Consider the following 21024-nt stretch of genomic DNA (forward strand, 5'->3'; position numbering starts at 1 on the left):
AGCCTGGACAGGCATCGAGGCTGGTACCTAGTCTCCGGAGACTACGAAGCGGAAACCACCACGTAACCTCCATACAGCCGCTCGTCAGAAGGAGTAAGCCCCATGCCGACATCCCGGACGACCCGCCGCCGCCTTCTCACGGGAGTCATCGGCGCCGCCGCGGCGCTCGCGCTGACCGCGTGCGGCGGTGTCAAGACGACGTCCTCCGGTGGCGGCGACGGCAAATATCCGACGGGCAACATCGAGTTCAGCGTCGGCGCGTCCGCGGGCGGCTCGACCGACCTCATCACCCGGGCGCTGGCCCAGGGCATGGGCAAGGAGCTCGGCGTCTCCACGCCGGTGCTCAACAAGCCCGGCGCCAACGGCGCGCTCAACGCCAAGGAGCTCCAGTCCGCCAAGCCCGACGGTTACAAGATCGCTGTCCAGAACGCCTCACTCTTCACCATCACGCCGCTCACGGTGTCGCCCGCCGAGGCCACGAAGATCGACTCGTTCGACGTCATCACCGGCGTCTCCCGTGACGACTACGTCATGGCCACCAACTCCCAGTCCGGCTTCAAGTCCATCGAGGACATGAAGAAGGCGGGCAAGACCATCCGCTACGGCACCACCGGCGTCGGCACGGGCGCCCAGCTCGCCTCCGCGCTGACGTTCAAGACGGCCGGCATCGAGGCGACGGCCGTGCCCTTCGACGGCGGCGCCCCGGCCCTGACCGCCCTGCTCGGCAACCAGGTCGACGTCTCCACCATGCAGATCGGCGAGGCCGTCGAGAACATCAAGGCCGGCAAGCTCGTCCCGCTCGCGGTCTTCTCCGACAAGCGCATCCCCTACCTGCCGGACGTCAAGACGGCCAAGGAGCAGGGCTTCGACGTGCTGGTCACGCAGTACCGCTTCCTGACCGCGCCCAAGGGCACGCCCGAGGAGGTCAAGGCCCGCCTGCTGGAGGCCGCCAAGAAGACGTTCGCCACGCCGGAGTACAAGAAGTTCAACGAGGAGAACTCGCTCACTCCGATGGAGGTCTCCCCGCAGGAGGTGCTCGACTCCCTGCAGAAGGACACCACCACGTACAAGGAGCAGCTCAGCAAGTACGGCATCAGCCTGGCCGGATAAGTTCCAAGGAGCGAGCATGTCCATGACCGACCCTGTTGAAGAACAGGTCGAAGAAGAGGTCGCCGAGGAGACCCGGCCCCCGCACGCCGGTCCCCTCTCACAGGTGGCCGCCGCCCTCGTGGCGCTGGCCGTCGGCGTCGCCGGCGCGATCGGCTCCTTCGCGCTCGGGCTCGGGCGCCTGACCCAGCCGGGCCCCGGCCTGTGGCCGTTCGCCATCAGCGTCGTCATCGTCGTGCTGTCGGCGACGCTCGTCGTGACCGGCCGCCGGCTCGAGGACACCGAGCGGTTCTCGAAGGCGAGCCTGCTCACCGCGGTGGGCCTGGTGACGCTCGTGCTGCTCGCGGTGCTGCTGCCGCTGATCGGCTTCGAGATCCCGTCGCTGCTGCTGGTGTTCGTCTGGCTGCGCTGGCTGGGCAAGGAGTCGTGGCGCTCCTCCATCGTCGTCAGCGTCCTGACCGTGGCCGCGTTCTACCTGCTCTTCGTCGTGCTGCTCCAGGTCCCGCTCCCACGCCTCATCTGAGAAAGCCACATGGACATCTCCCCCATCCTCAACGGCTTCGGCGTCGTCCTGGAGCCGAGCAATCTGCTCTACTGCCTCATCGGCGTCATCATCGGCATGCTCATCGGCGTGCTGCCCGGCCTCGGGCCCGGCGCGACGATCGCCATCCTGCTGCCGATCACGTACGGCATCGGGCCGGTCTCGGCGATCATCATGCTGGCGGGCATCTTCTACGGCGCCCAGTACGGCGGCACCATCACCTCGGTCCTGCTCCGCCTCCCCGGCGAGGCGTCCTCCGTCGTGACCGTCTTCGACGGGTTCGCGCTGGCCAGACAGGGCAAGGCGGGCACCGCGCTGGGCATCGCCGCCATCGGCTCCTTCATCGGCGGGACCGTCTCGATCGTCGGCCTGACGGTGCTGGCCCCGGTCGTGGCCGGTTTCGCGCTCGACTTCGGGCCGCCCGAGTACGCGGCCCTGGGCGTGCTCGGCGTGCTGCTGATCTCCTCGGTGGGCAACGGCAACAAGCTCAAGGCGATCATCGCGGCCTGCGTCGGCCTGCTCATCGCGACCGTGGGCCGCGACACCTTCACGGGCGCCGAGCGCTTCACCTTCGACAGCCTGAACCTGGCCGAGGGCATCGACTTCATCCCGATCGCCATGGGCCTGTTCGGCCTGAGCGAGATCCTCTACAACCTCGAGGAGCGGCACAACAAGGTGCACGCGCCGGCCAAGGTCGGCAACGTGTGGCCGTCACGCCAGGACCTCCGCCAGTCCGGGGGCGCGATCGGGCGCGGCTCGCTCATCGGCTTCATCCTGGGCGTCCTGCCCGGCGGCGGCGCCGTGCTGTCGTCCCTGGCGGCGTACGCGTTCGAGAAGCGGCGCGCCAAGCAGCCGGAGCGCTTCGGGAAGGGCGCCGTCGAGGGCGTGGCCGCGCCGGAGACGGCCAACAACGCCGCCGCCACCTCGTCGTTCATCCCGCTGCTGACCCTCGGCATCCCGGCGAACGCGACCATGGCCCTGATGTTCGGGGCGCTGCTCATCCAGGGCATCCAGCCGGGGCCGCAGCTCGTCACCGAGCACCCCGACGTCTTCTGGGGCGTCATCAACTCGATGTACATCGGCAACATCCTGCTGCTCATCATGAGCATCCCGATGGTCGGCGTCTTCGTGAAGATCCTGCGGGTGCGCCCCGCGATCCTGGCCCCGATCACGGTACTCATCACGCTGCTCGGCGCGTACACCGTGAACAACCAGGTCTACGACGTCTTCCTGGTCATCGCCTTCGGCCTGCTCGGCTATCTGATGAAGAAGTTCGGCTTCGAGCCGGGACCGCTGGTGCTGGCGTTCGTGCTGGGCTCGATGATCGAGAACTCCTCGCGGCAGGCGCTGCTGATCTTCGGCGGCGACCCGACCGGCTTCTTCACCCGCCCCATCTCCGGAACGGTGCTCGCCCTGGTCCTGGTCGTCGCGTTCCTGCCGCTGATCCGGAAAGCCGTGCGCCGCAAGACCTCCGACCCAGTCGACCCCCCAGTTGACCCTCCAGTTGAGGAGAAGACGTCATGACGATCCTCGTCGGTTACCTGCCCACGCCCGAGGGCGAGGCCGCGGTCGACGCGGGCCTGCGCGAGGGCGCCCTGCGCTCCGAGCGCGTGATCATCGTGAACTCCCCGCGCCGCGGCGCGCCCGTCGACGAGCACAAGATCGACGACAGCGCCTCGAGCGCGCTGCTCGACCGCGCGCGGGCCGCCGGCGTGGACGCGGAGGTACGCCAGCCGCTCCACGACGACGACCTGCCCGAGACGTTCGAGGCGCTCGTCAAGGAGACCGGCGGCACGCTCATCGTGATCGGGCTGCGGCACCGGTCACTGGTGGGCAAGTTCATCCTGGGGAGTGAGGCGCAGCGCATCCTCATGGAGGCCAGCGTCCCCGTCCTGACGGTGAAGGCGCCCCAGTGAGCGCGCGCGACGCCGGACGCATCAGCAGGGTGACCGTCACCCCCGTCGCCTTCCACGACCCTCCCCTGCTGAACGTCGTCGGCGTCCACCAGCCGTTCGTGCTGCGCGCGATCGTCCAGGCGCACACCGACTCCGGGCTGGTGGGACTCGGCGAGACGTACGCCGACCAGGCCCACCTCGAGCGTCTCGACGCCGTCGCCGCCGCTCTGCCCGGCCTGGACGCGTTCGACGCGCACGGGCTCCGGCGCGTCGTCGTGGAGACGCTCGGCGCGTCCACCGGGGGCGCGGGCGCGAGCTTCGGCGGCATGCTGGAGGTCTCCAGCGCCGTCGACACCGTGGCCGCGCCGTTCGAGGTGGCGCTGCTGGACCTGCAGGGCAAGGTGCTCGGCCGCCCGGTGAGCGACCTGCTCGGCGGCGCCGTACGCGATCGGGTGCCGTTCTCGGCGTACCTGTTCTACAAGTGGGAGGGGCACCCCGGCCAGGACGAGGACTCGTGGGGGCGGGGCGTCACACCCGAGCAGATGGTGGCCCAGGCCCGGCGGATGGTCGACGAGTACGGGTTCACCGCCATCAAGCTCAAGGGCGGCGTCTTCGAGCCCGAGCACGAGGTCGAGACCGTCGAGGCGCTGGCCGCGGCCTTCCCCGGCCACGCCCTGCGCATCGACCCCAACGGCGCCTGGACCGTGGACACCTCCATCAAGGTGGCCAAGCGGCTGGCCGGCGTCCTGGAGTACCTCGAGGACCCGACGCCCGGCATCGACGGCATGGCGGCGGTTGCCCGGCACACCGACATCCCGCTGGCCACCAACATGTGCGTCATCGCCTTCGAGCACCTCAAGCCCGCCGTCGCCGCCGACGCCGTACAGGTCGTGCTGTCGGACCACCACCTGTGGGGCGGGCTGCGCCGCTCGGCGCTGCTGGGCGGCATCTGCGAGACGTTCGGCATGGGGCTGTCGATGCACTCCAACTCCCACCTCGGCGTGAGCCTCGCCGCCATGACCCACCTGGCGGCCGCCACCCCCAATCTCACCTACGCCTGCGACACGCACTATCCGTGGAAGACGGAGGAGGTCGTCAAGCCGGGGGCGCTGGAGTTCCGCGGCGGGAGCGTGGCCGTGCCGACCGGTCCCGGCCTGGGGGTGGAGCTGGACGAGGACGCGCTGGAGGTGCTGCACGAGCAGTACGTACGGTGCGGGCAGCGCGGGCGCGAGGACACGGCCTACATGCGCACGGTGGTCCCGGACTTCACCCCCAACACCTCCCGCTGGTGACCGCCGGCTGACTAGGGGGCTTGGAGGCGGGCCCGGGAGTTGGACAGGTGGAGCCGCATCGCGGCGCGGGCCGCCGCCGCGTCCTGGTCGGCGATGGCCCGGTAGATGTTCTCGTGCTCCAGCGTCACCCGGGTGAGGTGGGTGGCGTTCGACACCGTGTACGGGGGCTCCAGCCGCGTGCGCGGCAGCATGATCACCATCGGCCCGAACGACGCCAGCAGGTCGGAGTAGAACCGGTTGCCCGAGGCGAGCGCGATCTTCAGGTGGAACTGGAAGTCGGCCTCGACGGCGCTGCTGGGCTGCTCGCCGGAGCGCCCTAGGTCGACCAGGGCCCGTTCGATGGCCTTGAGCTGCAGGTCGGTACGGCGCTCCGCGGCCAGGCCCGCCGACTCCGACTCGACGCCGATCCGGAAATCGATCATGTCGAGCACGTCGCGGTGCGTGCGGATCTCCGAGGCCGCCACGGAGAAGGCCGTGGAGGCGGGCACGGCCAGCACGAACGAGCCACGCCCCTGGAAGGTCTCGACGAGGCCCGCCGCCTGGAGCCGCGAGATGGCCTCGCGGACCACCGTACGGCTCACGCCGAACTCCTCGACGAGCGAGGACTCGGTCGGCAGCTTCTGGCCGGGCGGGATCTCGCCGGCGAGGATGCGCGCCTTGAGTCGTTCGACGAGCTCATGCGCGAGCCCGCGCCCGCTGTCGCGATCGAGCCTCTGATCTGGCGGCACGGCTCACAACCTACCGGGCGCCGGCTCTGAACTCGACGCTGTCAACGGTCCACTTCCGGCACTGCTCGCTGAGCGTGAAGCCGAGCCCGGGCCGGTCCGGAACGATCATCCGGCCGTCACGGGTCTCGAGCCGCTCGTTGAAGAGCGGGTTGAGCCATTCGAAGTGCTCGACCCAGGGCTCGCGCGGGTAGGCGGCGGCCAGGTGGAGATGGATCTCCATGGCGAAGTGGGGCGCCAGCTGCAGCCCCGCGTGGTCGGCGAGGGCGGCCAGACGGAGGAAGGGCGTGATGCCGCCGACGCGCGGGGCGTCCGGCTGGATGATGTCGGCCGCGCGCGCCTCGATGAGGCGGACGTGCTCGGCGACGCTGGAGAGCATCTCACCGGTGGCGATCGGCGTGTCCAGGGCGGCGGCCAGCTGCGCGTGCCCCTCGGCGTCATAGGCGTCCAGCGGCTCCTCGATCCACACGAGCCCGAACTCCTCCACCGCCCGCCCGAACCGCAACGCCGTCGCCCGATCCCACTGCTGATTGGCATCGACCATCAGCGGCACATCGTCCCCGATGTGCTCCCTGACCGCCGCCAGCCGCCGCAGGTCCTCCTTCGTGTCCGGCTGCCCCACCTTGATCTTGATCCCGCCGATGCCGTCCGCGAGCGACTGGCTCGCACGCGCCTTGACCTCCTCGATCGGCGCGTGCAGGAAGCCACCCGAGGTGTTGTACGTCCTGACCGAGTCGCGATAGGCCCCCAGCAGCTTCGCCAGCGGCAGCCCGGCACGCTTGGCCTTCAGGTCCCAGAGCGCGATGTCGATCGCGGCCAGCGCCTGCGTGGCCACCCCGGAACGGCCCACCGACGCGCCCGCCCAGAGCAGCACGTCGTAGACCTTGCCGATGTCGGAGGGGTCCTGGCCGAGGAGATTCGCCCCGACCTCCTTGGCGTGGGCGTACTGCGCCGGACCGCCTGCCCTCTTGGAGTAGCTGAAGCCGGTGCCCTGACGCCCCTCCTCTGTCGTGATCTCGGCGAAGAGGAAGGCGATCTCGGTCATCGGCTTCTGCCGGCCGGTGAGCACCTTGGCGTCGCTGATGGGGACGTCCAGCGGAAGCGTGACGGTGGAGAGCGAGACGTGACGGATGCGATCGGCGGCCATGGCGGGTCCAAGCGGGTCGGCGGGCGGGATGTCGTCAGTCATCATACGAAGCTGTCACTCGTATGACAACTTGCCCGGGTGGATCTCCGATACCGTCGAGCCATGCGGCTTCATGTGGGATGCGCGATGTGGACGCACGCGCGCTGGCCAGGTCGTTTCCTCCCCGAGCAGCTCCCTGCCGGTGAGCGCCTGCGCTCCTACGCGACCTGGTGCGACGCCGTGGAGGGCAACACGACCTTCTACGCGACCCCGACGAGGAGCACGGTCGAGTCCTGGGCCCGCCAGACCGCGCCGGACTTCCGCTTCGTCGTCAAGCTGCCCAAGACCATCACGCACGAGCGCCGCCTCACCGGCATCGAGGAGGACCTGCACTTCTTCCTGGACGCGATCGAGCCGCTGGGGCCCAGAGCCCACGCCCTCTGGGTGCAGCTTCCCGGCTCGTTCGCGCCGGCCGACCTCGGCGTCCTGGCCGCCTTCCTCCGCCGCCTCCCCCGCTCCCACCGGTACGCCGTCGAGGTGCGCCACCGCGCGTTCTTCGAGGACGAGCGGTCGGAACGGCTCCTCGAACGCGTCCTTGCGGCCGTGGACGCCGAGTGGGTCCCCTTCGACACCACGACCCTCTTCCAGAGCCCGCCGACCAGCGACGCCGAACGCGACGCCTGGACCAAGAAACCCCGCGTCCCCCGCCGCACGCGCGCCCTCACGGCCCACCCGATCGTCCGCTACCTGGGGCGGGACGCGGAGTCCCGTACGGTCGAGGGCTGGCAGGCGTGGCTGGAGACGGTCACGGAGTGGCTGCGGGAGGGCCGCTCCCCCACGTTCTTCCTGCACACGCCCGACAACGCCGACGCGCCGCAGCTGGCCCGCGCCTTCCACGAGGCGGTACGCACCCGCCTGCCGGAGCTGGCTCCCCTGCCCGAGCCCGAGCCGATGGACCCGTTGACCCTCTTCTAGCCGACGGTCGCCCACGGCTTGGGGAGCGCGCGTGACCCGGCACCAGGCTCCCCCGTCGCGGAGCCTATGGTGGAGGGAGAGAGCGCCATCAAGCCGAATCGGCGGTGCAGAGGAGGCTGCGATGAGGGAGCACTTCGTCTGGGTGACGACGCGCCGCATCAAGCCGGGCGCGTTGGAGGAATTCGAGAGGGCATGGCGCCCGGACCCGTACCCGGAGGGGCTGCGCCATGCGTACGCCTACTGGTCCGAGGACGGGGGCGAGATCACCGGGGTGTCGTTCTGGGACTCCAGGGAGTCCTGCGACTCCTGGCGGGGCTCCGAGGCCGAGACGCGCCGGCGTGAGGCCATGGCCCCTTACGTCCTCGAGGAACGCGAGGGCTTCTACCGGGGCCGCGAGCTCGGCGTCCCCGTACGATAAGCCGCCCCGCCATCCCCGGGCCGCGGTCTATGACGGGGTCGGGGCGTCCCTGACGGGCTTGCGGGCCGCGAAGCGCTCCACCATGTCGATCTTGAATCGGTCATGGCGCTCGACGGTGAGGCCGTGCTCGCGCACCTGGTCGAACTGGCGGCGCAGGAAGTGCTCGCCGCCCAGGGGAACGGTGATGAGCTCGAGCAGGCGCTGCACGGCGCGGGCGGGCCAGGACGAGGCGGCGACGTGGTCGGCGAGCAGGAGGAGCCCGCCGGGCCGCAGCACGCGGACCATCTCGGTGACCGCCCGGCGGTGGTCCGGGATGGAGCACAGGGAGAAGGTGCACACGACGGTGTCGAAGGCGCCGTCGGCGAAGTCGAGCGTCTGAGCGTCGCCCTCGCGCAGGTCGGCCTTCAGCCCGAGGCCGGCGGCCCGCTGCCGGGCGCGGTCGAGCATGGCCGGGCTCCACTCGATCCCGGTCAGCCGTACGCCCTGCGGGTAGTGCGGGAGGTTGAGCCCGGTGCCGACGGCCACTTCGAGGGCGTCGCCGGTTGCCTGGGAGCAGATCCAGGCGCGGGTGTCGCCGAAGAAGTGCCGGTCGAAGAAGCTCATCTGCTGGTCGTACGAGTGCGCGTGCTTGTCCCAGTAGCGGCGTAGGCGGTCGGTGCGCTCGTCGGACGTCATGACTGATTTCTACCCCGGCCGCATCTACGATCGGCGGTAGCATTGCGTCGACCGCAGGTGGAGGGGGCGTCGGATGGTGCGTGGCCTGGGAGAGCTCGAGTCCACGATCATGGATCGCATGTGGGCCATCAAGGAGCCCGCCTCCGTCAGGGACGTCCTGGAGCATCTCCGGAAGGAGCGCCCCCTGGCCTACACCACGGTGATGACCGTGATGGACAAGCTCCACACCAAGGGCCTGCTCAAGCGGAAGCCGGTCGGGCGGGCGTACATCTACGAAGCGGTGTCGTCCAAGGAGGCCTACACCGCCGACGTGATGCGCGACTCCCTCGCCAGGAGCGGCAACCGGGCGGCCACGCTGGTGCACTTCCTCGAGCGGCTCACCCCCGAGGAGGCGAGCGCTCTGGAGGCGGCGCTCCAGGTGTACCCGCCGAACGGGCGCAGATCGTGACGGCGCCGATCGTCACCGGGTTCTACGTAATCCCGTAGTAGCTTAATGGGGCTTGCGGCCACTTCATGCCGGTGCCATCGCCCATGGCCACCGTGCCGCCCGTCTGCCGCGAACAGGCCGATGAGCCGGTCAACCTTCTGTACTATGGCGCCTCAGGTTCGATGATTTACGAGGAGGCATCGTAGTGGCCGTGCCGATATGGCTCTGGCGGACAGCACCAGCCGCAGCCTTGACACTGGCCGCATCGATCGCCGCCCCGGGCGCCGCCCTCGCCGAGCCGTCGCCCGCCAGGGCCAGGGCCAAGCTGGTGAAGCTGAACGAGCAGGCCGACCAGCTGGTCGAGAAGTACAACCAGGCCACGGAGACGTACACGAGCGCCAAGAAGAAGTACGGCGCCCTCAACGCCGAGCTGGGCCTCAAGGACGCCCGGGCCGACGCCCTCCGGCGGGACCTCGTCACGGCGGCGGTCAACGACTACCAGTCGGGCCCGTACCCGCTCTGGAGCCGGCTCGTCGGCCAGGGCGACCCGGAGGCGCTGCTGGGCAACATGGCCTCCCTCCAGCAGATCGCCGAGGCCAGGGCGGCGAAGATCCAGGCCTACGACGCGGCCACCAAGGAGCTGCGCGATCGCCGCAACGAGGCCAAGCGCCTCCTGGCGGAGGCCGACACCGCCCGCGACAAGGTGGGCGACGAGAAGGCGAAGGTCGACAAGCTGGTCAAGGAGCAGACCAAGCTCCTGCGCAGGCTGGGCGCCTTCAAGACCGGCGACCCCAACAGCCCCGGCATCGAGTACACCGGCCCGGCCTCCGGCAACGCCCGCTTAGCCCTGCAGTTCGCCTTCGCCCAGGTGGGCAAGCCGTACCGGTACGGCGGCACCGGGCCGGGCTCGTACGACTGCTCCGGCCTGACCCAGGCCGCCTGGCGACGCGCGGGCGTCGAGCTGCCCCGCACCACCTGGACGCAGTGGGGCTGGGGAAGCGACCGCCGCGTCCCGCTCGACCGGCTGCAGCCCGGAGACCTGCTCTTCAGCAAAGGGCTGGGGCACATGGGCATGTACGCCGGCAACGGCAAGATGGTCCACGCGCCCCAGACCGGAGACGTCATCAAGGTCGTCGACCTCGACGACTACTGGCGTACCCGCCTCCTCGGCGCGGTCCGCCCGTAGCAGGCCGACGGCGGGGTCACACCCGCCGCCCGGAAGAGACGAAGACGGGCAGGGCGACGAAGCCGCGCCCGGAGCGCGACCGCTCCTCCTGATCGGCGAGCCAGACCGCCGCCTCCTCTTCGGTGATGGCGCCCGCCCCCCGCACCGCCTCGGCGAACCCCGACAGCATGGACAGCGTCAGCGCGTGGGTGAACACGGCGGTGTGCACCTCCACGGTGACGTCCTCGAAGCCGGCGTCCAGCAGGAGGTTGCGATAGCCGCGGGCGGCTCGCGGCGCCGGGGTGAGGTCGGCGCGAGCGTGCACGATCCTCCTGGTGAGAGCCGGATGGCCGGAGTCGATGACGACCGTGTCCCAGTCCTGGCCCAGCAGGACGATGTGCCCGCCGTCGGCCAGCACCCGCCTGGCCTCCCGCAGCGCGCGGGCCGGGTCGTCGATCTCGTGATAGACCTTGTCCGCGCGGTAGCCCGCGAGCTCACCGTCCTCGAAGGGCAGGCTGTAGGCGTCCCCCGTACGGAAATCGCGCCCGGGCCACCGCTGCGCGGCCAGCGCCACCGTCCGGTCGACGACGTCCACGCCGACCGCCCGCGCCCCGCGTTCGGCCAGTTCGGCCACCGCCCGACCGGCTCCGCATCCGACGTCGACGACGCCGGCGCCCGGCGGGAGAGCCAGCAGCTCGTAGGAGCGCGTACGCAGCTCCGCGGCGCCGGGAAGGGTTTCGGTGGCGTCCAGCAACGCGATCATGGCGGCGACGTCCGCTTCTGCGGCAATGTTGTGCGACATGCCGGACAGCATGCGACTTAAGGTCGACATGAAGTCAACCGCAGGCGGGCTCGTCAGGGCTTGTACTGCGGATAGCCGTAGCCGACCACCTGGGACGTGGGCCGGATCCGCTCCTCCACCCGGCCGTCGTCCGTGTTGCCCTCGATCGTGGTGATCGTGCCGTTCCGGTTGTCCTGCTTGACCAGGCCCATGTGGTCGATGCCGCTGATGCTCCTCGTGTGCCAGGCGAAGAAGACCACGGCACCGGGCCTGGGTACGGTGCCCCAGCGCCTGTTGGCCACGAACCATCTGGCCCAGGTGACGGTGTAGGAGTCCCAGCCAATGGTCGGCCGGGCGCCGGCCTTCTCACCGACCCAGGCAACGAACATGGCACACCATGGGGCGTTGGCGTAGGACTGCAGCGTGCTGCCGTCGCGGGCCGCCGTCTCCGCCGCCCGGGGCGAGGACATGTACCAGCTCTGGAACGGGGTTCCGCCGCCTGCGGCGTTCTCCGTCACGCCGATCTGGGACTCGGCGATTCTGATCACTTCCTCCGCGCTCACCTGGCCGGGAGCCTTCTGGACGGTGCCCCATTGCGACGATCGCGTCTCGGGCCGGCGATGGACCGCGAAGGCCGGCGTACCGGCGAGGACCGCGCCCACAGCGACGCTCATGCACAGGGCGAGGCGGGAAAGGTTTCCGGTCTGCAGGGCACCCGTGAAGATGTTCTTCACCATAGGGCGTATTGCTCCTTGCTTCCATGCCGCCTACCGGGTTAGCTGACGGGTTCGGGCGTGGAAGTGCCCTATGGGCGCCTCGTGCGGAGGCGCGCCGATTCACCCCAGAGAAACGGTGGGTCCCCGGTTCCGCGAGCTCGCGGATTCGGCGGCCGCGCGACCGCTACGCGAAGTCGTTCGCGCAGGTGAAGCGCGGTCTGGGCAATGCGGGAAGGCGCCGTGCGGCGTCTGGTCCTGCCGCAGATACGCCTAAGTAGCACGAAAGTATTCGAATGGCATATATAGCTGCAAGCAGCACCGGCGAATATTCGCGCGAAACACCCGCAATATAGAAGATTGACTACTTGCTCTTTGTCCTTTCTAGACCTTGCGGCCGGCCGAGCCGTCCGTGAGCGACTCCGCCAGGCGGTCCGCGAGTTCGGTGAGCCAGTCCAAGCGGGGCCCGCCCCGGGCTATGCGGAATCCGTGCCGGCGGCCCCAGAACGCGGCCTGCACGGCATGGAACTGGGCCCAGCGCTGGACGCGTTCCCGATCGAGCTCCGCCGCCTCGGCGAAGACGTCCAGCGTGCGACGGAGGGCCTTGTGCGGGTCATCCGCCTCGAGGAGCGTCAACGCGCGCGACTTGAGCAGGGTGCCGCCGTCGTAAGCGGGGTCTCCGACGTACCCCTTGGGGTCGACGGCCAGCCATGGCTCACGGTCGGCGCGCAGGATGTTCCTGGGATGGAGGTCGCCGTGGACGAGGGTGTCCGGCTGGACGTGGCCCAGCTCGCGGACGGTCGCCACGGCGGCGTCCACCGCGTACGGCGGCAGCGTGTGCGCCAGTTCCTCGGCATCCCGGCGTAGCCCCTGCTCCCAGGTGTCCGCCTGCTCCCGCAGCCGAAGCAGGCCGGGCGGCGCGGGGACGGCCAGCCGGCGGTTGATCCGCCCTGCGACCGTCACCACCTCGTCGCCGTCTTCGACCTCCGCCAGCGTCGACGTCCGTGCCCGCTCGAGCAGCATGGCGAACCGCTCGTCGTCGCGCTCGTGCAGCAGCACGGCCCCGCGCCCCTCCCACGCCGCGAAGGCGTCCGGCTCATGGACGTTGCCGGGATGCGGAAACGACACCTTCAGCACGGCGGCTCCCGCGCCGCCCCGCCGGCGCACCGGGACGATGACCCCGACGCCCCCGTGCATGACCGCACCGTCCGGCACGCCTCCCCAGCGCTCCAGCAGCTCCTCCACGATCGCCGGCAACTCGGCGAGCCACGCCGCTCCGGGCTCTCCTTCACGCTCGACGGTGCTCTGGGCGAACGCCTCGGGTATCTCGATCATTCGGGCACCTTACGCGCCAGGCTGATACAGCGGGAACAGGCCGCCGGCGGCGGGCTCCCGCCCGGTTCGCCGTCAGCGGCCTCCGCCGGCGCGAAGACCCTCCACCGCGGCAAGGATCCCTTTCTTGTCGTAGCCGCCGGTGGGCAGGGTGGCGCCGTGGGCGTGGCGGATGACGCCCTGGGAGTCGATGAGGACGCTGCCTGACTGCTGCAGTGAGCCGAAGACCTTCCTGCTCAGGCCGATCATCTCGTGCGGGGTCCCCCGGCGCCCTACGAGGACGGGGAACGGCACCTGGCGCTCGGCCTTCCACGCGGCCGCTTCCTTACGGTCCTCAGGAACCGCGACGAACACCTGGACGTCGTGGGCCGCGAGCTCGTCGCGGCGCCGGATGAGGTCTTGGACGTGCCTGTTGCAGACCGGGCACGACGTCGAGCGCATGAAATAGATCAGCGAGGCATGACCGCCCCGATGGCCGGACAGGCGCACGGCCTGGCCGTCGGTGTCCTCCAGCACCACGTCGGGCGCAGGCGATCCGGTTTCAAGCATGGCGGAACTCCCTCTTCAAGCTCGGGACTGTGGAAATGCGGCTCGGCTCAGGTCAGGCGCCGGCGGCTTCGGGGTCATGCGGTCCCCCGGCGGGGCCGGTCAGGTCGCCCAGGCTGAGCCGCAGCCGGGTGCGAGCCCGGTGCAGCTGGGACTTCATGGCGGCGTTGCTCAGGCCGAGCACCTCCGCGACCCTCCGGCCCGGGTAGCCCAGTACGTCCCGCATGATCAGCACTCTGCGCTGCACATCGGGGAGCTCCCTGATCGCCTGCGCGACGAGTTCGGCTTCCAGCCGCCGGATGGCCTCGTCCTCGGCCGAGGTGGCCAGATCGGCGCCGGCCTCCGCATCGCGGTCGAACAGCAGTCGCGCGCGGCGCAGGCACTCGTTCCGGACGATTCTGAACATCCACGATGCCAGCGCCCCCGTGGCGCGCAGAGAGCCGATCTTCCGGTAGAGGATGATCAACGCTTCCTGCGCGGCGTCCTCGGCGTCCTGCGGGGACGCACAGAGATGCTCCGCGAAGCGCCGCACGTGCACATGGGCACCGTGGATCACCGCGGTGATCGACTCGCGATCACCGGCCTGCGCGGCCTCGATGAGCTGCGCGCTCGCCCACGAGCGGTCAGCCACGTCCATACCCCATCTCCTTGTCAGCGTGGTCATCACCCCATAAGAGGCCCCCACCCCGCAAAAGGATTCACCAGGCCGGCACCGGCGGGTGCTTCGGACCTGAAGCGCCGCGCTCGGGCAGGACGAGGCGGCGCCTGGCCACGTAGGCCGTCGTCAGCGGTCCGTCATGTCAGCCTCGCCGTACGCCCAGGGCGCGCTGGGCGAGCAGGCCGCCGATTCCGGGGATGAAGGCCCGCCACAGGGCGCCGTTCGGCGCCGTGGAGGAGGCGAGGGAGGTGGCCGCGATGACGGCCACGTAGGAGACGCCGTGCAGCGGGCCGCAGAGGGTGGTGATGGCCTTGGCGTGCACGGTGAGCAGGTTCGCGAGCAGGACGAGCAGCGTGCTCAGCTCGGCGGCGGCGGCGATCCGCAGCAGGCGCATGGGCCTCACGCGCCCGCGCCGGAGCCGGGCCGTGCGATCATCAGGACCACGACGATCGCCCACGTCAGGTTGTAGAAGCCGGCGAGCATGCTCAGCCGCCGCAGCCGTGCGGGGTCGCCGTCGCCGGGGTCGGCGAGCGCCTGACGCTGGCGCGGGTAGATCTGCGTGGCGAGCAGCAGGGCCGCGGCAGCGGTGAGGGCCATGGAGACGATGATCCAGATCTCGCCCATCCGCCCCTGGACGCCTGCCATGACCATTCCGACCAGCGGCACGATGAGGCCGAACGCGGCATAACCGCCGGTGATGCGGTGCAGGGCGACGGCGACGTCCCTGCTGCGCCCCTCTCCGCCCGCCGCGGGCGCGTAGCGGGGGAACAGGCTCGTCGCCACGGCCGAGCCCCCGACGAACACGATGCTGCCCAGCACGTGCACGGAGAGCAGGACATGTTCCAGCAACATTTCTTCCTCCAACCTTCAGGCTGCCTGAAGCTTAGGGCATGCTTCAGCCGCCCTGAAGGTTGGCTTGCTCGAGAGCCCCTCAGCCGGCCGATTCGCCCCTGAAGGCGGCGAGGACCGCCTGGCCGATCCGGCGCTGGATGGGGTCGGCCGCTGGGCCGAACAGCCGCTCGTCGACCTCGCCCACCGCGTCCGTGGCGGCCCGGAGCAGGCGGGAGCCGTCCGGCGTCAGCTCGATCACGGAGGCCGAGCCCGCGCGTACGGTGTGGTCGCGCACCAGCCCCGCCGCCACCAGCGCCTTCACCGCGGCGTGCACGCTCTGCACCGTGATGCCCGACATGCGGGCCAGATCGCTGTACGACGCGCCGGGCACACCGGCGATGTGCCCCAGCAGCCCCAGCCGGCTGACCGTCAGGCCCAGCGGCGCGAGAGCGGAGCCGAGCTCGTTCTCGATGCGCCTGGCCATCGTCAGCACCACGATGGAGACGCTGGTCACTGGCGGGGCAGGGCGACCGTCGTCACTCACCCCACCAGTGTGGCACCACCACGAGAAGTTCCTGATCTGCCGCCGCGGCCGAACCGGGCGAGGGCGGGCCGCGTATCCCTCTTCGCGGCCCGCCGTCCTGACCCGGCGGCGGCGAGGGTCGTCTGATCTCCAGACCTGGGCGAGAGTGTGGGAGGATCTGGCCACGATGGGTCCGTTCTCTGTGGTGAGGTGGGTGCGCGCGGCGAGCTTCGCCGTCACGTGCGCCGCTCTCGCCACGCTCGGACACCTGGCCGGCGGAGGGTCCTTCGACCCGGCGGCGGCGGCGAGCGGCTTCCTGCTCCTCCTGCTGCCCGCGCTGGCCCTGACCGGACGCGAACGCACGCTGGCCTCCATCCTCCCCGCGACGGCCGCGTCGCAGGTCGTCCTGCACATCCTGCTCAGCCAGAGCTCCAGCCGGCAGGCCGCGGCGGCCCACTGTGCGGACATGGCCGGGATGAGCGGGATGCACCACACGGAGGCCACGGGCTTCCCCAGCTTCGGGATGCTGCTCGTGCACGCGGCCAGCGTGGTGCTCACCTCCGTCTGGCTGCGCTGGCTGGAGGCGGGCCTGTGCGCCCTGGTCCGGCAGCTGGCCGGATGGGTGCTGCGCCCGCTGCTGGTCCTGTTCCTCATGGCGGCCGGATGGAGCTCCACCCGGCCGCGGGCGGTCCCGCGGGCGCGCGAGGACGAGGGCGCGCGTATCCGGCTGTTCCTGAAGCATGTCCTCGTGCTGCGGGGGCCGCCCGGAGGGCCGGCCGGACCCGCAGTGGTCATGTGATCCGGAGATCGTGTGCCGGCTGTCCCAGCCGGCTCGTCAGGCTGCGCCAATCCAGCGTGCCGTAACAGGTCGCGCCGCTGAGTGCCGCACCTGGGTTTCAGCGCGCCGTTGAGCAGACGCCTGCCCTGGCCGTGCGATCTCGTTCCGCCATCTGTGGGTCTTCCGGCCACCAGCCGGGCGCCGCCGCGCCGGCCACCTCCGTGGCCTGCCGCGGCGTGCGCTTCTCCAGACCCGACCCCCAGAAAGCGCACACGCATGAAATCTGTCATCGTCCTGGCCGCGCTCGTGGCCCTGACCGCCGCCGCCTGCGGTGCCCCCGGCGGCTCCGACCGCGGCTCCATAGAGCTCTCCACCACGTCCGCCGCCGGACGGACCGGCTATCCCCTGAGCTTCGACAACTGCGGAACGCGGGTCACCTTCCAACGGCCGCCGCAGCGCGTACTGATCCTGAACGGGACCAGCGTGGGCGAGGTGGAGAGCTTCATCATGCTCGGCCTCGACAAGGCCGTCCTCGCCAACGCCCAGAGCTACGGCGTCTCCGACGACCCGTCCATGATCGGCAAGATCAAGGCGCTGCCGACCGGCGGGCTGACGATGAACAAGAACTTCGACGTCCCCGCCGAGCAGGTGCTCAAGCTCAAGCCCGACCTGGTGGTGTCCACCTGGTCCGGCGGGTTCGACGCCAAGAACGGGTTCGCCACCCGTGAGCAGCTCGCCGCCGCCGGGATCACCTCGCTGGTCAACCCGGTCAACTGCGCGATGGGCAAGCCCGAGGCCACCGAGGAGGAGCGGCGCGCCTACCGCAACCAGTCGATCAACTCCTCGCTGGAGTTCATCGCCCTGCTGGGCCGGATCTTCGACGTCCAGGACCGCGCGCTCGACCTGATCGGCAAGCTCCGCGCCCGCGTCGAGGCCGTACGCACCCGCGTCGCCGGCATGCCGCCCAGAAAGGTGCTCATCGCCTATCCCGGCATGTCCATGATGAACGCCAACGGACTGCCCGCCGTGATGACCGGCGGCATCTACGACGACGTCATCAAGGCCGCCGGCGCCGTCAACGCGTTCGCCGGGCAGACCGCGGACATGACCCGCACCCTCAACAAGGAGCAGCTCGCCACCGCCCAGGTCGACGTGCTCGTGGTCGGGCTGTTCACCCCGGACGAGAACGGCGACCAGGAGGCGGCCAGGCTGTTCGCCGCCTACCCGCAGTGGGCCGCGTCCAGGTCCAAGACGTACACGGTGGTCTCCGACGGCGTGTACCTCGGCCCGCTCAACGCCTGGGCCGTGGAGAAGATCTCCAAGGTGGTCCACCCCGGTGAGTGACACCCTGACGTCCCGGCGCCCGCATCTCGTCTCCGGGCCGGCGACCGGGCTGTTGCTGGCCGCCCTGGCCGCCGGCCTGGTCGCGGCGCTGGTGGTGGGCATCTCCATCGGTTCGGTCAACCTCCCGCTCGGCCAGGTCTGGGGTGTGGTCTGGGCGCATCTGTCCGGTAGGGGCGCGCAGGCGGACCCGCTGCTCAGCCAGGTCGTCTGGGAGATCCGCGCCCCGCGCGCGCTGCTGGCCGCGCTCGCCGGGGCCGGCCTGTCGGTGGCCGGGGTCGCGCTGCAGTCCCTGGTACGCAACCCGCTCGCCGACCCGTACGTGCTGGGCGTCTCCTCGGCGGCCTCCCTCGGGGCCGTGCTGGTCCCCGCGCTCGGCAGCACCGCGCTGGCCGGGGCGCTCGGCGTCACGGGCGCCGCCTTCGCCGCCGCCATGCTGTCGGCCCTGCTGGTGTACGTCCTGGCCCAGCGCGCGGGACGGCTGCTGGACTCCTGGCTGGTGCTGACCGGCGTCGCCGTCGGCTACCTCTGCACCGCGGCCACCACGTTCGTGCAGCTCCAGCTCAACCCCACAGAGCTGCAGGGCATGATGTTCTGGCTCATGGGCAGCGTCGCCGGCGCCTCCTGGACCGACCTGACCGTGCCCGCCCTGCTCATCGCCGGCTGCCTGCTCTGGCTGCTCCTGCAGGGCCGCGCGCTGAACGCGCTGCTGGCCGGCGAGGAAGCCGCCGTCGCCATCGGCGTGCCGGTCGCGACGCTCAGGATCGGGCTGCTGGTGGCCGGGTCGCTGCTCACGGCCACCGTGGTCAGCGTCGTCGGCGGCATCGGCTTCATCGGGCTGATGATCCCGCACGCGATCCGATTCGTCGTCGGCGCCGACCACCGCCGCCTGCTGCCGGTCTCCCTGCTGACCGGGGCGCTCTTCCTGGTGCTGGTGGACCTGGCCGCCCGCATCGCCGACCGGCCCAACGAGCTGCCGGTCGGCATCTTCACCACCGGGCTCGGCGTGCCGTTCTTCCTCTGGCTGCTGCGCCGCCGATCGACCGGAGGCACTCATGCGACTTGACCTGGCCGGCGTCAGCGCCCACATCGACGCCCGTCCCATCGTCAACGACGTGACCCTGACCGCGGGGCCCGGCGAGTTCGTCGCGCTCGTCGGCCCCAACGGCAGCGGCAAGTCCACGCTGCTGCGTACCGTCTACCGGTCGCTGCGCCCGTCCGGCGGCGTGGTCCGGCTGGACGGGCAGGACCTGTGGCGGATGGGGCCGCGCCAGGCCGCCCGCCACCGCGCCGTGCTCCCCCAGCACAACCAGGTCGCCGACCAGCTGTCCGTCGCCGAGGTCGTCGCCACCGGCCGCCACAGCCACAAACGGCTGCTCGACCGGGACAGCGCGGCCGACCGCGCGGTGGTCGTCACTGCCCTGGAACGGGTCGGCATGGAGTGGGCCGCCGACCGGCTGCTGACCACTCTGTCGGGCGGCGAGCGGCAACGCGTCCTGCTCGCCCGCGCCCTGGCCCAACAGGCGCCGCTGCTGGTCCTCGACGAACCTACCAACCACCTGGACGTCGGCTCCCAGCTCCTCCTGCTGGACCTGATCCGCTCCCTGGGCCTCACGCTGCTGGCCGCCCTGCACGACCTCGACCAGGCCGCCGCCTACGCCGACCAGGTCGTCGTCCTGCGCGAAGGCCACGTCGCCGGCCACGGCCCGCCCCTGGAGGTGCTGACGCCGGCCTTCATCGAGGACGTCTTCGGCGTACGCGCCCACGTCGGACCGCACCCCCTCACCGGACGCCCGCACATCGCCGTCGCCTCACGAGCCCCCGCAAGGACCTCCCAACCGCAACCCACTCACTGCACCGAACACCTATGAGGAGTGACATGAGCACCAGCACGTACGTCGTCCAGGGCATGAACTGCGAGCACTGCGTGAACTCGATCACCACGGCGGTGGGCGAGATCGCCGGCGTCACGGATGTCCTCGTCGATCTGCCGACGGGCAAGATGGACGTAACGGGCCACTCGACGCTGGACGATGACCTGATCCGCCAGGCCGTCGAGGAAGCGGGCTTCCAGGTCGCCTGACCGGCGCGTTCGGCTGCGGGCCCGGCGAGCGACCATGACGTCGTGTCGCTCGCCGGGCCCGTTCTCGCATGGCGCCTCTCCTCGATGACACGGGGGTTCAGCGCTCTGTCGGATCTGTCGCCGGCGGCTGCCATCAGATGCTCCCGAGAGGACCGGCGGCTTCAGCCGTCGGGGGAATCGGGAGCGGGAGGGCCGCCAAGGCCCGAGCGTGCCCTGACCTGCCTGGTCCGCGCATCACAGCTGTCCTTCCTGGTTTTGTCGGTGCCGGCCGATACCGTGGTCGTCTCGTTACCGAACGTGGGGGGTGGGAGTGCGCAGGTCGGTCACGTTCCTGCTGCGCCCCACCAGCAAGCAGGCCGCCGCGCTCACGCAGTGCCTGGAGGATCACCGGCAGCTGTACAACGCCGCGCTGGAGCACCGGCGCGCCGCCTACGCCAAGGCCGGTGTCACGGTCCGCTACGGCGAGCAGTCGGCGGAGTTGAAAGAGATCCGCAGAGCCGACCCTGACGGGCAGGGCCGCTGGTCGGCGGGGTCCCAGCAGCAGACCCTGCGCCGTCTCGACAGGGCGTTCGCGGCGTTCCGCAGAGTCAGGGCCGGGCAGAAGGCCGGGTACCCGCGCTTCAAAGGCCGGGGCCGGTTCGACATCGTGGAGTGGCCCGCGACCAAGAACGGCGCGAGGTGGGACTCCCAACCGCACGAACCGGTGCGATGGGTTTACCTGCTCGGCATCGGACATGTGCGGGTGCACCAGCACCGGGCCGTGAAGGGCCGGGTGAAGACGATCGGCGTCAAGCGGGAAGGCTCCCGCTGGTACGTCGTGTTGTCGTGCGACGACGTCCCCGCCGTGCCCCTGCCCGCGACCGGAGCGGTTGCCGGGATCGACATGGGCGTGGCGTCGCTGGTCACCACGGGCGACGGCGAGCACCTGGCCAACCCGCGCCACCTGATCGCCTCCGCCGGCCGTCTGGCCGATGCTCAGCGCCGCCTCGCCCGCACGAAGCGGGGCAGCAAGCGGCGGCGTAAGGCCGCCTGGCGGGTGGCCGCGCTGCACGCCAAGGTGCGCAGGCAGCGCCTCGACGGCGCGCGCAAGGC

Annotated in this window: 26 protein-coding genes and 1 riboswitch; of the genes, 15 read left to right on the forward strand and 11 right to left on the reverse strand. The window is 70.7% G+C overall.

Translation table 11 applies throughout. The annotated features are described in order from the left end of the window. Positions 1-102 precede the first annotated feature (102 nt). Genes AB0H84_RS18490 through AB0H84_RS18510 form a run of 5 tightly spaced genes read left to right on the forward strand, consistent with a single transcriptional unit; the run spans position 103 to position 4835 of the window. Positions 103-1110, forward strand: a complete 1008-nt coding sequence (locus tag AB0H84_RS18490; RefSeq protein WP_357604963.1) for a tripartite tricarboxylate transporter substrate binding protein — start codon at positions 103-105, stop codon at positions 1108-1110. A gap of 16 nt (positions 1111-1126) precedes the next feature. Further along, positions 1127-1630, forward strand: a complete 504-nt coding sequence (locus tag AB0H84_RS18495; RefSeq protein WP_357604966.1) for a tripartite tricarboxylate transporter TctB family protein — start codon at positions 1127-1129, stop codon at positions 1628-1630. Positions 1631-1639: 9 nt separating this feature from the next. Then, positions 1640-3172 carry a tripartite tricarboxylate transporter permease gene (locus AB0H84_RS18500; protein WP_357604969.1) on the forward strand — a complete coding sequence of 511 codons (1533 nt, stop codon included), beginning with the start codon at positions 1640-1642 and terminating at the stop codon, positions 3170-3172. Further along, entirely contained in the window at positions 3169-3564 is a 396-nt protein-coding gene (locus AB0H84_RS18505) for a universal stress protein (protein ID WP_357604972.1), read from the forward strand. Before AB0H84_RS18500 ends, AB0H84_RS18505 begins: the two co-directional genes overlap by 4 nt. Next, on the forward strand, positions 3561-4835 hold the full coding sequence (locus AB0H84_RS18510) for a glucarate dehydratase family protein (RefSeq protein WP_357604975.1): 1275 nt from the start codon (positions 3561-3563) through the stop codon (positions 4833-4835). The genes AB0H84_RS18505 and AB0H84_RS18510 overlap by 4 nt, the downstream gene beginning before the upstream one ends. 11 nt (positions 4836-4846) lie before the next feature. Here AB0H84_RS18510 and AB0H84_RS18515 read toward each other — a convergent pair whose 3' ends face one another. Both AB0H84_RS18515 and AB0H84_RS18520 read right to left on the reverse strand, forming a co-directional pair. Further along, positions 4847-5563, reverse strand: coding sequence for a FadR/GntR family transcriptional regulator (locus tag AB0H84_RS18515; RefSeq protein WP_357604977.1), 717 nt, complete (start codon positions 5561-5563; stop codon positions 4847-4849). A gap of 10 nt (positions 5564-5573) precedes the next feature. After that, entirely contained in the window at positions 5574-6707 is a 1134-nt protein-coding gene (locus AB0H84_RS18520) for a mandelate racemase/muconate lactonizing enzyme family protein (protein ID WP_357605067.1), read from the reverse strand. A 102-nt stretch (positions 6708-6809) separates the two neighbouring features. Between AB0H84_RS18520 and AB0H84_RS18525 the strand changes: the two genes are divergently transcribed. Further along, a complete protein-coding gene (locus AB0H84_RS18525; protein ID WP_357604980.1) occupies positions 6810-7661 on the forward strand; it encodes a DUF72 domain-containing protein in 852 nt (283 codons plus the stop codon). Between the two features lie 121 nt (positions 7662-7782). Next, positions 7783-8079, forward strand: a complete 297-nt coding sequence (locus AB0H84_RS18530) for an antibiotic biosynthesis monooxygenase (RefSeq protein ID WP_357604983.1) — start codon at positions 7783-7785, stop codon at positions 8077-8079. 27 nt (positions 8080-8106) lie between these two features. Here the strand turns inward: AB0H84_RS18530 and AB0H84_RS18535 are convergent, their stop codons facing one another. Beyond that, a complete protein-coding gene (locus AB0H84_RS18535; protein ID WP_357604986.1) occupies positions 8107-8754 on the reverse strand; it encodes a class I SAM-dependent methyltransferase in 648 nt (215 codons plus the stop codon). A 73-nt stretch (positions 8755-8827) separates the two neighbouring features. Here AB0H84_RS18535 and AB0H84_RS18540 point away from each other — a divergent pair, with 73 nt between their 5' ends. After that, entirely contained in the window at positions 8828-9202 is a 375-nt protein-coding gene (locus AB0H84_RS18540; protein ID WP_357604989.1) for a BlaI/MecI/CopY family transcriptional regulator, read from the forward strand. 229 nt (positions 9203-9431) lie between these two features. Further along, positions 9432-10367, forward strand: a complete 936-nt coding sequence (locus AB0H84_RS18545) for an NlpC/P60 family protein (protein ID WP_357604992.1) — start codon at positions 9432-9434, stop codon at positions 10365-10367. A 16-nt stretch (positions 10368-10383) separates the two neighbouring features. Here AB0H84_RS18545 and AB0H84_RS18550 read toward each other — a convergent pair whose 3' ends face one another. The 8 genes from AB0H84_RS18550 to AB0H84_RS18585 form a co-directional block, all read right to left on the reverse strand. Next, a complete protein-coding gene (locus AB0H84_RS18550) occupies positions 10384-11148 on the reverse strand; it encodes a methyltransferase domain-containing protein (protein ID WP_357604995.1) in 765 nt (254 codons plus the stop codon). A 53-nt stretch (positions 11149-11201) separates the two neighbouring features. Next, entirely contained in the window at positions 11202-11864 is a 663-nt protein-coding gene (locus AB0H84_RS18555) for a CHAP domain-containing protein (RefSeq protein ID WP_357604998.1), read from the reverse strand. Between the two features lie 12 nt (positions 11865-11876). Further along, positions 11877-12025, reverse strand: a riboswitch (cyclic di-AMP (ydaO/yuaA leader). Positions 12026-12224: 199 nt separating this feature from the next. Beyond that, the gene (locus AB0H84_RS18560) at positions 12225-13175 is read right to left on the reverse strand and encodes an aminoglycoside phosphotransferase family protein (RefSeq protein ID WP_357605001.1); all 951 of its coding nucleotides are present in this window, start codon (positions 13173-13175) and stop codon (positions 12225-12227) included. Between the two features lie 72 nt (positions 13176-13247). Further along, positions 13248-13721, reverse strand: a complete 474-nt coding sequence (locus AB0H84_RS18565; RefSeq protein WP_357605004.1) for a peroxiredoxin family protein — start codon at positions 13719-13721, stop codon at positions 13248-13250. Positions 13722-13773: 52 nt separating this feature from the next. Next, positions 13774-14355 (reverse strand): RNA polymerase sigma factor, encoded by a 582-nt coding sequence (locus AB0H84_RS18570; RefSeq protein ID WP_357605007.1) that lies wholly within the window; start codon positions 14353-14355, stop codon positions 13774-13776. A gap of 163 nt (positions 14356-14518) precedes the next feature. Beyond that, positions 14519-14770, reverse strand: coding sequence for a hypothetical protein (locus AB0H84_RS18575; protein ID WP_357605010.1), 252 nt, complete (start codon positions 14768-14770; stop codon positions 14519-14521). 5 nt (positions 14771-14775) lie between these two features. Then, the gene (locus AB0H84_RS18580; RefSeq protein WP_357605070.1) at positions 14776-15222 is read right to left on the reverse strand and encodes a hypothetical protein; all 447 of its coding nucleotides are present in this window, start codon (positions 15220-15222) and stop codon (positions 14776-14778) included. An 85-nt stretch (positions 15223-15307) separates the two neighbouring features. Further along, positions 15308-15691: a MarR family winged helix-turn-helix transcriptional regulator gene (locus AB0H84_RS18585; RefSeq protein ID WP_357605072.1), complete on the reverse strand. Its 384-nt coding sequence runs from the start codon at positions 15689-15691 to the stop codon at positions 15308-15310. Positions 15692-15917: 226 nt separating this feature from the next. Between AB0H84_RS18585 and AB0H84_RS18590 the strand changes: the two genes are divergently transcribed. The 6 genes from AB0H84_RS18590 to AB0H84_RS18615 all read left to right on the forward strand — a co-directional run. Continuing rightward, the gene (locus tag AB0H84_RS18590; protein WP_357605013.1) at positions 15918-16529 is read left to right on the forward strand and encodes a hypothetical protein; all 612 of its coding nucleotides are present in this window, start codon (positions 15918-15920) and stop codon (positions 16527-16529) included. A gap of 255 nt (positions 16530-16784) precedes the next feature. Continuing rightward, positions 16785-17852: an ABC transporter substrate-binding protein gene (locus AB0H84_RS18595; RefSeq protein WP_357605016.1), complete on the forward strand. Its 1068-nt coding sequence runs from the start codon at positions 16785-16787 to the stop codon at positions 17850-17852. After that, a complete protein-coding gene (locus tag AB0H84_RS18600; RefSeq protein WP_357605018.1) occupies positions 17845-18915 on the forward strand; it encodes an iron ABC transporter permease in 1071 nt (356 codons plus the stop codon). Before AB0H84_RS18595 ends, AB0H84_RS18600 begins: the two co-directional genes overlap by 8 nt. Continuing rightward, entirely contained in the window at positions 18905-19720 is an 816-nt protein-coding gene (locus AB0H84_RS18605; protein WP_357605021.1) for an ABC transporter ATP-binding protein, read from the forward strand. Before AB0H84_RS18600 ends, AB0H84_RS18605 begins: the two co-directional genes overlap by 11 nt. An 8-nt stretch (positions 19721-19728) precedes the next feature. Then, a complete protein-coding gene (locus tag AB0H84_RS18610; protein ID WP_357605024.1) occupies positions 19729-19932 on the forward strand; it encodes a heavy metal-associated domain-containing protein in 204 nt (67 codons plus the stop codon). A gap of 310 nt (positions 19933-20242) precedes the next feature. Then, a partial coding sequence (locus AB0H84_RS18615; protein WP_357605027.1) for a transposase occupies positions 20243-21024 on the forward strand: 782 nt, incomplete at its 3' end.

The sequence above is a fragment of the Nonomuraea sp. NPDC050786 genome (assembly GCF_040654115.1).
Classification (GTDB): Bacteria; Actinomycetota; Actinomycetes; order Streptosporangiales; family Streptosporangiaceae; genus Nonomuraea.